This is a genomic window from Exiguobacterium mexicanum (genome assembly GCF_005960665.1).
GTDB classification, from domain to species: Bacteria; Bacillota; Bacilli; order Exiguobacteriales; family Exiguobacteriaceae; genus Exiguobacterium; species Exiguobacterium mexicanum_A.
Window position 1 is genome coordinate 1,588,138 of the sequence record NZ_CP040676.1, and the last position, 15,204, is coordinate 1,603,341.

Here is a 15,204-nt window from a genome sequence, read left to right on the forward strand (position 1 = left end):
TGTCACTCCTTATCCTTTACCGATTTCCATCGCTTTGACGAGCATCGCTTTCGTGGCGTTCATTGCAGCGATGTTTGCCTCGTATGACCGGGTCGCCCCCATCAAATCGACCATTTCTTTCAACAGGTCGACGTTCGGCATTTGAACGTAGCCGCGGTCATCCGAATCTGGATGGCTCGGGTCATAGACGAGCTTATACGGGCTTTCATCTTCCATGATTTGTGATACTTCGACGCCGCCGCTGACGGCGGACAACTGTTGTCGAAACGGTGCTTCCTGCAAGACGGTCATTTTCCGCGTGTACGGTTGCCACTCTCCGTCGACGAGTTTGCCTCTTGTCGTCTGGGCGTTCGCGATGTTTGCGGATACCGTGTCCATCCGAAGCCGCTGTGACGTCAATGCCGTCGCCGAGATATGAAAACTATCAAACATCCCCATCGTTAACGTCCTCCTCTAATGACGGTCTTGAGTCCGCCGAGCCGGCGGTTCAATTGTTCCATCATCGCTTCGTATTGAAGTTGGTTCCGGGCCAACTCGCTCATTTCATAGTCGAGGTCGACGTTGTTCCCGTCACTTCGCATCGCTCCTCCGGCCCGGTCCGTGATTGTCGTTGCCGCTCGCTCGCTCGGACGTCCACCCGCCAATTTGAGACGCATCTCGTTGTTCAACGTCTGTTCGAACACGGCTTGTTTCGCCCGGAAGTTCGGGGTATCGATATTTGACAGGTTATGGCTGATGACCTTCTGATTTACGACCGAATGATTGATCGCTTGCTTCATTAATTGATAGTCGGTGCCGATCCAATTCATGCGTTTCACTCACTTTCACCAAAAGAATGCATGTATATACCTTATTTGGAAAATCTACTATTACATTGAAACAAATCTGTAACAGTGTTGAAAGATATTTTTTTAAAAACAGGTAAATTCTATCTTCTTTTTTTGTCGAATATATGACTAATTCTGAAAATAATTACTTTTGCACTAAAAAAAGTCGCCCCCGACGTATCGGAAGCGACTTTATAAGCCGAAAGTCCTGATTCAATAGACTTTCCTATAATTCATATACTGAATTGTCTTTATTTCAATTCGATTTCAATTTTTGCAATTCGAACAAGAAGTTGTCATTTAGTATCTTAATATACGTTCCTTTCATACCAAGCGAACGTGATTCGATGACGCCTGCGCTTTCCAATTTGCGGAGCGCATTGACGATGACCGAACGTGTGATTCCCACTCTATCGGCAATTTTGGAAGCAACTAACAGCCCTTCGTTTCCACCGAGCTCCTCGAAGATATGTTCGATCGCTTCGAGCTCTGAATAAGAGAGCGAGTTGATCGCCATTTGAACGACCGCCTTCTTACGGGCCGACGCCTCGGCTTCAGCCGCTTTCTCACGCAGAATCTCCATTCCGACGACCGTCGCGCTATATTCTGCCAAGACGAGGTCGTCTTCCGTGAACTCATTGTTGAGACGACCGAGTACGAGTGTCCCGAGACGTTCGCCGCCTCCGATGATTGGGACGATCGTCGTCATCGAGTCGAGGAACAGTTCACGGTTCTCGACCGGGAAGGCTGTATATTCACTGTCAATGCCGATGTTTTCTGTCGTCTCCTTCACGTTGAACAAGTTCGAGGCATAAGGCTCCGGGAATTGGCGGTCGACTAAAAACGCCTTCATCCGTTCGTTCTCGATCTGTTGTTTGATCGCGAAACCGAGCAAGCGGCCGCGACGGCTCACGATGAACGTATTCGCTTCGAGTACTTCGCGCATTTTGTCCGCCATTTCTTTAAAATCAACGTGCGCGCTTGCCTCTTGTTGAAGCATCGTGTTCAATTGGCGTGTTTTGTCTAGTAAGTTCATAATTCTTATTTTCCTCCCTGTATGTGCATACAGAATCTTATAGTATAAATTGGCTCAAGTCTCGATCTTCCGCGATCGATCCGACTTTTTCTTTCACATAAGCCGGTGTGATTTGAACGTGTGTCTGTGGCATATCGGCCGCCTCGAACGACAAGTCCTCGAGCACGCGCTCCATGATCGTGTACAAGCGGCGGGCACCGATGTCGTCCGTCTCTCGGTTGACGTGCGTGGCGATACGAGCAATCTCTTCGATGGCCGAATGCGTGAACTCGACACTGATCTCCTCAGACTCGAGAAGAGCGGTGTACTGCTTAATGAGTGCCTGGGACGGCTCGGTCAAGATCTTGACGAAGTCTTCTTCGGTCAAGCTGCCCAATTCGACGCGAATCGGGAACCGACCTTGAAGTTCAGGAATCAAATCGGACGGTTTGGCCATATGGAATGCGCCGGCGGCGATAAACAGCACGTGGTCCGTCTTGACCGGGCCATACTTCGTCACGACGGTCGACCCTTCGACGATTGGGAGAATGTCACGTTGGACCCCTTCCCGCGAGACACCGGCGTGATCTTGCGACTTCGTCGCAATCTTGTCGATCTCATCGACGAAGATGATCCCCATCTGTTCACTGCGGCGGACGGCCTCGTCATGAACCTCGTTCATGTCGAGCAAGTTCTCCGCTTCTTCAGCGATGATGAGCGGTCGTGCTTCACGGACTGGCAGTTTGCGCTTTTTCCGTTTTTTCGGCACGATTTGACCGAGCATGTCTTGGAGATTCGATAACCCTTCCATGCCTTGTCCTTGGAACAAGTCGACGGTCTGTTTTTCTTCGAGGTTGACCTCAATCAACCGTTCTTCGAGCTCACCGAGTTCAAGCAGGCGGCGCAGTTGCGCGCGATCGGACGACTGTGTGCTCGTCGGTTCCTCGGTCTTTTGACCTTGACCCCCGAACAGCGCCTCAAACGGATTGGATGCGGTCGGCTCGACCTTGGCTTTCCCTTGCAGGGCGTCGAGGATGCGTTCGGTCGCTGCGACCTCGGCTTGTTCTTTCACGCCCTCTTTCTTCTCTTCCTTCACGAGACGGACCGAATCTTCGACGAGGTCGCGAACCATCGACTCGACGTCACGGCCGACATAACCGACTTCCGTGAACTTCGTCGCTTCGACTTTGACGAACGGTGCCCCGACGAGTTTGGCCAACCGTCGCGCAATCTCCGTTTTCCCGACACCGGTCGGTCCGATCATCAAGATATTCTTCGGTGTCACTTCATCGCGCAAGTCGGCGCTCAGTTTTTGACGCCGATAGCGATTGCGGAGCGCGATCGCGACCGCGCGCTTCGCATCTTTCTGTCCGATGACGAAGCGGTCTAACTCCGCTACGATTTGGCGGGGTGTCAGTTCACGTTTCATTCAGAATCGCCTCCGATCGTTTCTACGATGACTTGGTCGTTCGTGTAGACGCACAGCTCCCCGGCAATCTCGAGAGCGGCACGGGCTATGTCTTCTGCTGTTTTCTCCGGCGAATGCCGCACGAGGGCACGTCCGGCGGCGAGGGCGTAGTTTCCGCCCGAACCGATGGCCAAGATGCCGTCGTCCGGTTCAATCACTTCCCCGTTCCCAGACACGAGCAATAAGTGATCGCTGTCCATGACGATCAACAACGCCTCAAGTTGGCGGAGCATCTTATCCCCACGCCACTCCTTGGCCAACTCGACGGCCGCACGCGGCAAGTTTCCGTTATACATCTCAAGTTTCGATTCAAACTTTTCGAAAAGGGTGAACGCGTCGGCGACGCTGCCGGCGAATCCGGCGACGACTTTGCCGCCATAAAGACGTCGGACTTTTTTGGCCTTGTTTTTCATGATGACGGCGTTCCCGAACGTGACTTGTCCGTCTCCGCTCATCGCGCCGTGTCCGTTATGGTGGACCGCGAAAATCGTGGTTGCATGAAACATCTGATGACCTCCTACTTTCTCGGATGTGTAGCTTGATAGACCGCTCGCAGACGCTCGGTCGAGACGTGGGTATAACGTCCGGTCGTGGAGAGCGACTCGTGTCCGAGCAGTTCCTGGACGGCGCGAAGGTCCGCCCCGCGCTCGAGCAGGTCCGTCGCAAAACTGTGACGGAGTGAGTGTGGCGTCAACGGCTTGTGAAGGCCTCCCAGCTTCCGGAGTCGCTTCATAACGTAGCGAATTTGGTCCGTTGTCACCCGATTCCCTTTTTGACTGAGAAATAATGCCGTTTCCTGAGTCGTCGCGCACGTTTGCCGCATGTCTAAGTAACGGTCGAGCGCCGTGATGGCGAACTGTCCGATTGGGATGTAACGTTCTTTCTTCCCTTTCCCAACGACATGGACAAACGCGAGGCCCGCATCGTAAGACGACACGTCCATGCCGCACAACTCGGCGACACGCATGCCTGTCCCGTACAACATCTCGACAATCGCGACATCACGTGCCCGTAGGAATGGGTCGTCTTGCCCTTCGGCTGCCTTCAAAAGCTGTTCGACCTCGCTCGGCACAGCGAACGTCGGTAGCGTCTTTCGCCGTTTCGGTGACGTCAAACCATGAAACAACGGTTCACCGTCCGTTTCACGTGCCACAAATTTCCCGAATTGTTTGAGACACGATACTTTTTGGGCGACCGTCGTCGTGGCGGTGTCTGCCTCATAAAGAGCATATAAATAACGCCGCGCCGACTGCACATCATAAGGATCTTGATGTGTCGATTGGCAATAAACGGCGTACTGGTCGAGCGTCTGCTCGTAAGAGCGTTTTGTATGAGGAGACAGTCGGCGTTCGACTTGGCAATAGCGCAAAAACGATTGTTGATCGTCAACGAATCTCATCCTCTCGCCTCCTCGTTTTCAGCTTAAAAACGCATGTTCCCGTCAAATCGAAATTAGCATAGCATACACAGTCAGAGGTGACAATAGATACCTCTTCAATAATCTGAAAATTTTCAAAGTGTTGTACAAATTACACAATTGAAATTTAGATTCATCAAAAAGGAGCCAAAAATGGCTCCTTTCCCTTAAATCTCTTTATACTGTTGAATCGTTTCGAGGGCACGGTTCGCGTAACGCTCGTAACGTTCTTGTTTCTTCATCTTCTTCGGAGCATCTTCAAGCGACGGCACGAGACCGAAGTTCGCGTTCATCGGTTGGAAGTGTTTCCCGTCCGTTGTCGTGATGTAGTGCGCCATCGAACCGAGCATCGTCTCACGTGGGAGGACGACGAGCTCTTCCCCAGCGATCAGCTTCGCCGCGTTGATCCCGGCGAGGAGACCGGAGGCCGCCGACTCGACATACCCTTCGACACCGGTCATCTGGCCGGCAAAGAACAACGTGTCGCGTGTGCGGGCCTGATACGTCGGTTTCAAGAGGCTCGGTGAGTTGATGAACGTGTTCCGGTGCATGACACCGTAACGCACGATCTCGGCGTTCTCAAGACCTGGAATCAATTGAATGATTCGTTTCTGTTCGCCCCACTTCAGGTGCGTCTGGAAACCGACCAAGTTGAAGAGCGTCCCGGCCGAGTTATCTTGCCGCAATTGCACGACCGCATGCGGACGTTTGCCCGTCTTCGGATCTTCGAGGCCGACCGGCTTCATCGGTCCGAACAAGAGCGTCTTCTTGCCGCGTTGGGCGAGTACTTCAAACGGCATGCAGCCTTCGAAGTAAATCTCTTTCTCGAACTCTTTGAGCGGGACGACTTCGGCTTTGACGAGTTCGTCATAGAACAAGTCGAACTCCTCTTCCGTCATCGGACAGTTGAGGTAGGCCGCTTCGCCCTTATCGTAACGTGACTTCAAGTAAACCTTGTCCCGGTCGATCGTCTCGCCGTCCAGGATTGGAGCGGCTGCGTCGTAGAAGTACAAATAGTCTTCACCAGTGAACGCTTTGAGCGAAGCCGAAAGATCAGGCGATGTGAGCGGCCCGGTCGCCATGATGACGATCCCGTCCGGAATCGCCGTGATCTCTTCGTTGTGCACGGTCACGTTCGGATGGTTTTTCAACGTGTCGGTCACGAATCCTGCGAAGTCGTGACGGTCGACGGCGAGAGCGCCGCCGGCCGGTACGCTCGCCGTATCCGCCGCTTTCAAGATGAGCGAGTCGAGCGTACGCATCTCTTCCTTCAAGACACCGACCGCATTTTGGAGCCCGTTCGCCCGGAGCGAGTTCGAGCAGACCAATTCCGCGAATTGGTCCGTATGGTGTGCCGGCGTCTTTCGCACCGGTCTCATTTCATACAAATCGACTTGAATCCCGCGCTTCGCGAGTTGCCAAGCCGCCTCGGAGCCGGCGAGGCCCGCTCCGATCACAGTTACACGTTGCTGCAAAGTTAATCCTCCTCTAACTGATGTACCTCGGCATGGGTACAGTTCGTACATTGATATTTCACGCCGTCTTTGATTTTTTTCTCGACCATCATCTTACCACATTCCGGACACGGTTTCGCGACCGGTTTGTCCCATGAAACGAACTCACAGTCTGGATAGTTCGAGCAGCCGTAGAACAGACGACCTTTTTTACTGCGTCGTTCGACGACTTGTCCGTCTTTGCAGCTCGGACATGGGACGCCGATCTCGACTTGTACCGGTTTCGTGTTCGTACAGTTCGGGAAGTTCGAGCACGCCATAAATTTACCGTAGCGGCCCATTTTGATGACCATCGGCGCACCGCATACTTCACAGTCGATGCCAGCCGGTTCATCTTTCACTTCGATCTTCTCGATCTCGGCCTCGGCCCGTTTCAAGCGTTTTTCGAAACTGCGATAGATTGGGGCAACGACGTCTGTCCATTGGACTTCCTCGTTCTCGATCGAGTCGAGGAGCGTCTCCATGTCGGCCGTGAACTGTACGGTGATGAAATCGTTGAAATACTCGTCAATCATCTCGATGACAAGTTCACCGAGCTCCGTCGGGACGAACTTCTTCTCTTCGAGGACGACGTAACCACGTTTTTGAATCGTGTCGAGCGTCGGTGCATATGTCGACGGACGACCAATCCCGAGCTCTTCCATCGCCCGGACGAGCCGTGCCTCACTATAGCGCGGCGGCGGTTGGGTGAAGTGCTGTTTCGGCTCGATCGTGTCGAACTTGACGAGGTCGTCGACTTCGAGCGGTGGGAGCAACCCTTCTTTTTCTGGATTCGTATCTTCGATATCATCATCTTTCGATTCGATATACACTTTCATGAAACCTGGGAATTTGACGGTCGACCCGTTGGCACGGAAAATCATGCCGTTCGATTCGACGTCGATTTTTACCGTGTCGAGGATAGCCGGCGCCATTTGGCTCGCCACGAGACGTTCCCAAATCAACTTGTACAGTCGGAGCTGATCGCGTGACAGGTATGCTTTGACCGAGGCCGGGTCACGTAACGCCGACGTCGGACGAATCGCTTCGTGGGCATCCTGGGCGTTTGCCGCCTTCTTCTCTTTTTGTTTCTGCAATGCGACATACTCTTCACCGAACGTGGACTCGATATACGATTTCGCTTCTTCTTTCGCCAAATCTGAGATCCGTGTCGAATCGGTACGCATATACGTGATCAAACCGACGGTACCTTCTTTCTTACCGAGGTCGATCCCTTCGTAAAGCTGTTGCGCGAGCATCATCGTTTTCTTGGCACGGAAGTTGAGCTTACGGGCCGCATCCTGTTGGAGCGAACTTGTCGTAAACGGGAGCGAGGCGTTCCGCTTCCGCTCTTTCTTCGTGACATCGATGACTTTGAACGAGTCGTCGATCGCGTTGAGCACAGCGTCGGCGTCTGCCTCGCTCTTGAGCTCCAGTTTCTTCCCGTCTTTCCCATAAAACGATGTCTCGAACAATTCGCCTTCATGGTTGAGCATGAGTTTGATCGTCCAATACTCTTCTGGGTCGAAGGCGTTGATCTCCCGCTCCCGGTCGATGATCATTTTGACGGCCACTGATTGGACACGTCCGGCCGATAAGCCTTTTTTGACTTTCTTCCATAATAATGGGCTCATCCCGTATCCGACGAGACGATCCAAAATTCGCCGCGCTTGTTGGGCGTCGACGAGATCGTGATTGATTTTACGTGGGTGCTTGAATGACTCCTTGATCGCATCTTTCGTGATCTCGTTAAAGACGACCCGACATTCTGTCGTTTCGTCGACACCAAGGGCACGCGCTAGATGCCAGGCGATCGCTTCCCCTTCGCGATCCGGGTCAGCCGCGAGAAAGATTTTCGTCGCTTTTTTGGCTGCCGTCTTCAATTCTTTCAAAACTGGGCCTTTTCCACGAATCGTAATGTACTTCGGTTCAAAGTCATGTTCCACGTCGACACCGAGTTGACTTTTCGGTAAATCGATGACGTGACCCATTGACGCTTTGACCGTGTAATTCGATCCTAAATAACGTTTAATAGTCTTTGCTTTCGCCGGTGATTCGACGATCACCAAATATTTTGCCATACATCTGCTCCCCTTTTAGAGGTCGTTTTAAATCCCTACCATAATATTCATGTTGTCGCTCGTTTGTCAACGTCCAATCCTTGAACGCATTAGAATTTGGTCGGAAGTCGTCAATGGAATCGCCCCGTCCTCAATCAATCGATTCGGACCTGCCGCGAGCGAATCAAGCGGGCTTCCAGGTACCGCAAACACCGTCTTTCCTTGCTCAAGCGCATGTCCGACCGTATTCATCGTCCCGCTCTTCTGACGGGCCTGAATGACGACGAGCTGATCGCCGAGTCCGCTGACGAGACGATTACGTTCTAAAAATTGAAATTTTTTGACAGGTGTTTCCGGTGGATATTCGGTGAGGAGTAACCCGTGTCTCGAAATTCGTTCGAACAGCGGCGCATGCGCTTGAGGATACATGTGTGAAAAGCCCGCTCCGAGGACAGCAATCGTCGGACGGTTATGCTGGAGTGCCAACTCATGGACGAGACCATCGATGCCGAGCGCACCGCCCGATACCGAGACAGTTTCTTCTATTAAAGGGTAGAAATGCTCGACGAGACGATGGCTGATGCGATTCAATTCACGGCTTCCGACCAAAGCAGTCGTTTGTTGTTGTAGTACCTCTAAATCGCCTCGGTAAAACAAACAATACGGAGGGTTCGGAATGTCGAGCAACGCGCGCGGGAACGCGTCGTCTTCCCACGTCAAAAAACGGTCGTACGTGACCGTTGAACGAAGCGCCCGTTTTGCTTTGTTCCAGACGTTCGGATGGAAGGGACGAGTGCTCGAACCCGGATGCGATAAGTAATGATGGACGAACTCGACAGGCAGCCGTTCAGCCGCGAATCGAGCGATTGTTTGATTCATCACAATCACCTCTAAAAAAATGAGGGATGGCGCGCATCCCTCATTTCCGAATGGTTTACGTGGTCGGTTGACCCGTCACGCAAGCTTCATACAATCCTTCTTGCTTCAACACCCGGATGAGCGTCTCTCCGATGACGGCAGGCGTCTCGGCGACTTCGATTCCGTTGGCATTCAACGTCTTGATTTTCTCGGCGGCCGTTCCTTTTCCGCCTGAGATGATGGCGCCCGCATGGCCCATCCGTTTCCCTTCAGGAGCGGTTTGACCGCCGATGAAGCCGATGACTGGCTTCGTCATGTTCGCCTTCACCCACTCGGCGGCTTCTTCTTCGGCCGTTCCACCGATTTCACCGATCATGATGACCGCTTTCGTGTCCTCATCTTCGTTGAACGCTTGGAGCGTATCGATGAAGTTCGTCCCATTGACCGGGTCTCCACCGATTCCGACCGCTGTCGATTGTCCAATCCCGGCCGTCGTCAACTGATGGACCGCCTCGTACGTGAGCGTCCCTGAACGCGAGACGATACCGACGTGGCCTTTCGTATGGATATAGCCTGGCATGATGCCAAGTTTTGCTTCCCCTGGCGTAATGATTCCCGGGCAGTTCGGTCCGATGAGACGGGCCGGTTTGTCCTCGAGGTAACGTTTCACTTGAATCATGTCGATGACCGGGATGCCTTCTGTGATACAGATGATCAGTTCAATCCCGCTATCGGCCGCTTCCATGATTGAATCGGCTGCGAAGGCCGGTGGTACGTAGATGATCGATGCGTTCGCGCCCGTTGCTTCGACGGCCTCTGACACCGTGTTGAAGACTGGTACGCCGTCAAGTACGGTCGTGCCACCTTTTCCAGGTGTCACGCCTCCGACCAATTTTGTGTTATAAGCCAGCATCTGTTCGCCGTGGAACAGACCTTGTTTCCCCGTGATCCCTTGAATGATCACTTTTGTATCTTGATTCGCCCAAATACTCATGTCGTTTCCCCCTTATCGAACGAGTGCCGCGATTTTTTCTGCACCGTCAGCCATCGAGCTCGCCGAAGTGATCGCAAGTCCAGATTCATCGAGAATGCGTCGTCCCGCATCCACGTTCGTGCCTTCTAAACGGACGACGAGTGGTAAATCGAGACCGATTTCTTTCGTCGCCGCGACGATACCTTCAGCGATGATGTCACATTTCATGATGCCACCGAAGATGTTGACGAAAATGCCTTTGACTTGGTCGTCTGACAAAATCAATTTGAACGCTTCCGTTACTTTTTCTTTCGTCGCACCGCCACCTACATCGAGGAAGTTAGCGGGTTCGGCGCCGTAGTGCTTGATGATATCCATCGTCGCCATAGCGAGACCGGCTCCGTTGACGAGGCAACCGATATTTCCATCGAGCGCGATATAGCTGAGGTCGTGTTTCGACGCCTCGACTTCACGCGGGTCTTCTTCCGTCGTGTCACGAAGATCGACGATGTCTGTATGACGATAGAGCGCGTTGCTGTCGAAGTTGAGCTTCGCATCGAGGGCGATGACGTTTCCGTCTTTCGTCGTGACGAGCGGGTTGATCTCTGCGATCGTGCAATCCGTCTCGACATACACTTTGTACAGTTTCATGACCATGTCACTGAACTTGTTGACGAGCTTGGTCGGCACTTCCATCTTGAAGGCAAGACGGCGCGCTTGGAACGGACGGAGTCCGACGACCGGGTCGACGACTTCTTTATGAATTTTTTCTGGCGTATGTTCAGCGACTTCTTCGATGTCCATACCGCCTTCTGATGAACCCATGATGACAATTCGGCCGATCGAACGGTCAAGCACAAGTCCTAAGTAGAATTCTTGATCAATCGCAGATCCTTCTTCGATGTAAAGGCGTTGCACGACTTTTCCTTCAGGTCCAGTCTGGTGCGTGACGAGCGTCTTGCCGAGAATCTCTGACGCATACTGTTTGACTTCCTCATCCGTCTTCGCAAGTTTGACACCGCCGGCTTTCCCGCGGCCCCCTGCGTGGATCTGGGCTTTGACAACTTTTAGTTCACCGTCTAGCTTGGCAGCGGCTGTAACTGCTTCTTCAACACTAAACGCCGGATAGCCCGTAGGTACGGCCACTCCGAACGCACGAAGCAATTCTTTCGCCTGATACTCATGGATATTCATTTCGTTTCCCCCTTAGTCCCCTTTAATATCGGCACGTCTATTGTAACGAAAAACTGAAAGCGCTGTCTATCGTTCTTGCTTTAAGTTTTCATCTTTTTTTCATATCTACCCCTAGACATCTTCGATTTTTCCTTGTTCCATCTGATAAAGAAACACGAAAAGCTCGGCGATGACCTGATAAAGGTCGTCCGGGATATGCTCCTCAATCTGTAAAGCGGACAATAGTGACAATAGCGCCGGGTCCTCATGGATCGGGACCCCGTTCTCCTGCGCGAGCGCGAGCATGCGCTCGGCGACGAGTCCGCCCCCTTTGGCGACGACACGCGGGGCATCCATCGATTGCTCGTAGGACAAGGCGATCGCTTGCTTACGGTCCGTCATATGCGTTGGTCCACCTTTCCGAGCGGGGCGAACGTGTCTGGCACGGATTCCCGCTTTTCTTCGAACGAGAAGCGGGACAGTTCATAGCCGCTCGCTTCAAGCGCCTTGCTGAGCGACGGCTCATAAGCGTTGACGAACGGGCTCAAATCGTGCCGTTCATTGAACACTTTGATCGTGACGTGTCGCTTTTGGACGAGCAGATCGATACCCGTCTCTCCAAACTTCGGTGTCTCCAAAAATAGGACGATGCGTGCGTGGTCGGCGTCAATCATCTCGCCCTTCGGCGCCTCGAGGCGGAATCGGACTTGTTCAAACGGTCCTAATTGCGGTATGTGAAATGCTTGAGCGACGTATGGCGGCGTCTGAAGGGCATTGAACGTCTCCTGAGCCCGGACGAACTGCTCGAACTTCGGGTCCCCTTTCGCTTTGAACAACTCGCCGATGAGTTGCTTCACATCCGACCCGGCTCCGCTCTCGAGCAGTTGACGCCCTTGCGCCTGAAGCGATTCAGGCGTGTCGAGCGGCTGACGGGCGAGCCGACCGAGTTCCGAACTTAAAAGGGCGAGCGGGGACCGTGCGGCTTGCGCAAGGGCTTCTGCTTGTTGCGGCACGACTTTCAAGACGAGCTTTGGTTCGAGCTCGGTGACGACCATCTTGTACGTAACATTCTCTTTGACGTCAGCGTTCACCCCGACCCGGAACAAGCCTTGCGGCAGTTGCATGACCGCCTCGCCGCCCGGCAGCAGCTGGAGCACCCGACCGACGACCGTATTGCCGATGAGCAATTGCCGCGAATTCTGTTCCGTGACCTTGAACGGCATGACGCCTTGATGATCGATCCGCATGATGACCCCTCCTACATATGTTTAATCGGCGCGAACGATTTTCGGTGGATTGGCGTGATCCCATGTTCCGCTAGTCCGGCCAAGTGCGCTTTCGTCCCGTAACCGGCGTTCTGTTCGAAACCGTAGCCGGGATAGAGGACGGCGTAGTCTTCCATCATGTTGTCACGGACGACTTTGGCGACGACGCTCGCCGCCGCGATCGATACGCTCCGGGCGTCGCCTTTGATGAGCGATTGTTGCGGGATGTCGAGCTCGAGCGTCATCGCGTCAATCAAGAGCGCATCGACTTCACCGAGTTGCCGGACCGCCTCCATCATCGCGAGTTTCGTCGCCTCGTAAATGTTGACGCGGTCAATCACGTCGGCGTCGACGATGCCGACGCCGACCATGGCCTCGTCCATGAGGGCCCGATACGCGACTTCACGTGCTGATGGCGACATCAGTTTCGAGTCGTTCAAGCCCGGATGATAAAATCCTTCCGGCAAGATGACGGCCGCGGCGACGACCGGACCGGCGAGCGGTCCTCGACCGACCTCATCGACGCCACCGATGCGGACATAACCGTTTGCCTTCAACTCGTCCTCGAACACGCTCCGGGCCGCATAATCGTCCTGGCGCTCACGTTCGACCTTGAACTGGCGCTCACGCTGCCTGAGCAACGTCTGGACGCCTGCGCGCGGGTCATCCTTCAGTTCGGCCCGGACTGCTTCCCACTCTTCATATCGGACCGTCTGTAGCCGTTGTTTAATCGCTTGAATCGTCATGCTGTTCCTCCTATTCAAAAAAGCCCTGTTTGCACAGGACTTCACGCCATGTCATGGTCGGCCGGTGTCTCAAGAGAGACCCGTCCGATTTTCTCATGACGTAGTTCGTTCAATAGTAATTCGCTCGCCTTCTCGAAATCGACGTAGCCGCCGCTGACGAGTCCACGTTTCTTCCCGATCAATTCGAGCAGTTCGACGGCGTCTTCCGGCAGTTGATCGATTTTGAATCGCTCTTTCACCTGTTCCGGATAGCGGGCCGATAGCTCACGGGCCGCATAGAGCGCGATATCATCAAGGTTCAAAATATCGTCCTTGATGGCACCGGTCGCCGCCAAGCGATAACCGACCATCTGGTCCTCGAACTTCGGCCATAGAATCCCCGGCGTATCGAGCAATTCCATCTCGCCGCCTTTCATCTTGATCCATTGCTGACGCTTCGTGACACCCGGACGGTCGCCAGTGACAGCGATATTGCGTCCAGCGAGGCGGTTGATGAGCGTCGATTTCCCGACGTTCGGGATGCCGATGATGAGGGCGCGGATCGGACCGGGATTCCGGCCTTTCTCACGCATGCGGTCATGCTTCTCTTGCATGAGCTTCTCGGCACCCGACATGAGCTGCTTCAAGCCTTTGCTATGTTTCGCGTCGACGGCGACGACCTCGACGTCGTCACGCTTCAAGGCGCGGAGCCAGGCGTCGGTGACGACGGGATCGGCCATATCGGCTTTATTCAAGACGATGAGACGCGGTTTGCCTTCTGTGATCTCATCGACCATCGGGTTACGGCTCGATTGTGGGACGCGTGCATCGACGAGTTCGATGACGACATCGATGAGCTTTAACTTTTCTGTTACTTGTCTTCGTGCCTTGGCCATGTGGCCAGGGAACCATTGAATTGCCAAAAAAACACCACCTTATTCTTGTACGGTCCCGAAATCGCCGAGCGGCCAGAACACGAAGTTCGTTTTGCCGACGACGTCCTCTTTCGGGACAAAGCCGATTTCACGGCTGTCTTTCGAGTTTTGTCGATTGTCACCCATCACAAAGTACGAACCTTCCGGGACGACCGTTTCGCCCGTCACTTGTTCGAGCGTGAAGTTTTCGGTAAGAGGAAAGCCGTTCATCTGGGCCTGGAAATCCTCTAAATACGGTTCATCGACCGCTTCGCCGTTCAAGTAAAGCGTATCGTCCCGATATTCGAGCGTGTCGCCAGGAATGGCGATGACGCGTTTAATATAGTCTTTTGATTCCGTCGCGTGGAAGACGATAATATCGCCCCGATCGAGCTCACCGACGTAGTTCGAAATTTTGCTAACGATCATGCGATCGGCATTTTGGAGCGTCGGCATCATTGACTCTCCCTCGACGATGACAGGTACAAAGATGAACGTCCGGATCACGAACGCGATGACGAGCGCCACGACGATCGCCTTAAGCCAACTGAACACTTCTTTCAACTTGCCTCACTCCTCTGTCCGTTTGAACTTATTGTACTAGAAAAAAAGAAGCTTGTCGCAAGCGACAAGCTTAATCCCCATCTTAACGACGGATTTCTTTAATACGTGCTGCTTTACCGCGAAGGTTGCGGAGGTAGTAGAGTTTCGCACGACGGACTTTACCGTAACGAACGACTTCGATTTGCGCGACACGCGGTGAGTGAAGCGGGAATGCACGCTCAACACCTACGCCGTAAGAAATCTTACGGACTGTGAATGTTTCGCTGATGCCGCCACCTTTACGCTTAATGACAACGCCTTCGAAGATCTGGATACGCTCACGCGTTCCCTCTACGACTTTAACGTGGACACGTACTGTGTCACCAGGACGGAAAGCAGGTACGTCCGATTTGAATTGTTCTTCTGTGATTTCACGGAACAGTTTTTGTGTGTTCATGAATTGTTCTCCTTTT

General features: G+C 53.3%; 17 protein-coding genes. All 17 read right to left on the reverse strand.

The window, feature by feature from the left end; all coding sequences use genetic code 11:
* Positions 1-9 precede the first annotated feature (9 nt).
* The 17 genes from flgC to rplS all read right to left on the reverse strand — a co-directional run bounded on the left by flgC (position 10) and on the right by rplS (position 15,188).
* Complete coding sequence (gene flgC, locus FED52_RS08575) at positions 10-438, reverse strand: flagellar basal body rod protein FlgC (RefSeq protein ID WP_138859607.1); 429 nt, start codon at positions 436-438, stop codon at positions 10-12.
* A gap of 2 nt (positions 439-440) precedes the next feature.
* Entirely contained in the window at positions 441-809 is a 369-nt protein-coding gene (gene flgB, locus FED52_RS08580; RefSeq protein WP_034777185.1) for a flagellar basal body rod protein FlgB, read from the reverse strand.
* Positions 810-1,083: 274 nt separating this feature from the next.
* Positions 1,084-1,863, reverse strand: coding sequence for a GTP-sensing pleiotropic transcriptional regulator CodY (codY, locus tag FED52_RS08585; RefSeq protein ID WP_016508279.1), 780 nt, complete (start codon positions 1,861-1,863; stop codon positions 1,084-1,086).
* 37 nt (positions 1,864-1,900) lie between these two features.
* Positions 1,901-3,271, reverse strand: a complete 1,371-nt coding sequence (hslU, locus tag FED52_RS08590) for an ATP-dependent protease ATPase subunit HslU (RefSeq protein ID WP_138859608.1) — start codon at positions 3,269-3,271, stop codon at positions 1,901-1,903.
* Positions 3,268-3,816 carry an ATP-dependent protease subunit HslV gene (gene hslV, locus FED52_RS08595; RefSeq protein WP_034777181.1) on the reverse strand — a complete coding sequence of 183 codons (549 nt, stop codon included), beginning with the start codon at positions 3,814-3,816 and terminating at the stop codon, positions 3,268-3,270. Before hslV ends, hslU begins: the two co-directional genes overlap by 4 nt.
* A gap of 11 nt (positions 3,817-3,827) precedes the next feature.
* Positions 3,828-4,709, reverse strand: a complete 882-nt coding sequence (locus FED52_RS08600; protein ID WP_138859609.1) for a tyrosine-type recombinase/integrase — start codon at positions 4,707-4,709, stop codon at positions 3,828-3,830.
* A gap of 185 nt (positions 4,710-4,894) precedes the next feature.
* Complete coding sequence (gene trmFO / locus FED52_RS08605; RefSeq protein ID WP_034777179.1) at positions 4,895-6,202, reverse strand: FADH(2)-oxidizing methylenetetrahydrofolate--tRNA-(uracil(54)-C(5))-methyltransferase TrmFO; 1,308 nt, start codon at positions 6,200-6,202, stop codon at positions 4,895-4,897.
* A gap of 2 nt (positions 6,203-6,204) precedes the next feature.
* Positions 6,205-8,301: a type I DNA topoisomerase gene (topA, locus tag FED52_RS08610; protein ID WP_034777177.1), complete on the reverse strand. Its 2,097-nt coding sequence runs from the start codon at positions 8,299-8,301 to the stop codon at positions 6,205-6,207.
* 66 nt (positions 8,302-8,367) lie between these two features.
* A complete protein-coding gene (gene dprA, locus FED52_RS08615) occupies positions 8,368-9,159 on the reverse strand; it encodes a DNA-processing protein DprA (RefSeq protein WP_138859610.1) in 792 nt (263 codons plus the stop codon).
* 55 nt (positions 9,160-9,214) lie between these two features.
* Positions 9,215-10,132 carry a succinate--CoA ligase subunit alpha gene (sucD, locus tag FED52_RS08620; RefSeq protein WP_034777173.1) on the reverse strand — a complete coding sequence of 306 codons (918 nt, stop codon included), beginning with the start codon at positions 10,130-10,132 and terminating at the stop codon, positions 9,215-9,217.
* Positions 10,133-10,144: 12 nt separating this feature from the next.
* Positions 10,145-11,305: an ADP-forming succinate--CoA ligase subunit beta gene (sucC, locus tag FED52_RS08625; RefSeq protein WP_034777171.1), complete on the reverse strand. Its 1,161-nt coding sequence runs from the start codon at positions 11,303-11,305 to the stop codon at positions 10,145-10,147.
* 111 nt (positions 11,306-11,416) lie between these two features.
* On the reverse strand, positions 11,417-11,686 hold the full coding sequence (locus tag FED52_RS08630; RefSeq protein WP_138859611.1) for an EscU/YscU/HrcU family type III secretion system export apparatus switch protein: 270 nt from the start codon (positions 11,684-11,686) through the stop codon (positions 11,417-11,419).
* On the reverse strand, positions 11,683-12,531 hold the full coding sequence (locus FED52_RS08635) for a hypothetical protein (protein ID WP_138859612.1): 849 nt from the start codon (positions 12,529-12,531) through the stop codon (positions 11,683-11,685). The genes FED52_RS08630 and FED52_RS08635 overlap by 4 nt, the downstream gene beginning before the upstream one ends.
* An 11-nt stretch (positions 12,532-12,542) precedes the next feature.
* Complete coding sequence (locus FED52_RS08640; RefSeq protein ID WP_138859613.1) at positions 12,543-13,295, reverse strand: ribonuclease HII; 753 nt, start codon at positions 13,293-13,295, stop codon at positions 12,543-12,545.
* Positions 13,296-13,336: 41 nt separating this feature from the next.
* Complete coding sequence (gene ylqF, locus FED52_RS08645) at positions 13,337-14,197, reverse strand: ribosome biogenesis GTPase YlqF (RefSeq protein WP_138859614.1); 861 nt, start codon at positions 14,195-14,197, stop codon at positions 13,337-13,339.
* 12 nt (positions 14,198-14,209) lie between these two features.
* Positions 14,210-14,752 (reverse strand): signal peptidase I, encoded by a 543-nt coding sequence (gene lepB / locus FED52_RS08650; protein WP_138859615.1) that lies wholly within the window; start codon positions 14,750-14,752, stop codon positions 14,210-14,212.
* An 82-nt stretch (positions 14,753-14,834) separates the two neighbouring features.
* Complete coding sequence (rplS, locus tag FED52_RS08655) at positions 14,835-15,188, reverse strand: 50S ribosomal protein L19 (RefSeq protein WP_015881369.1); 354 nt, start codon at positions 15,186-15,188, stop codon at positions 14,835-14,837.
* Positions 15,189-15,204: the final 16 nt, after the last annotated feature.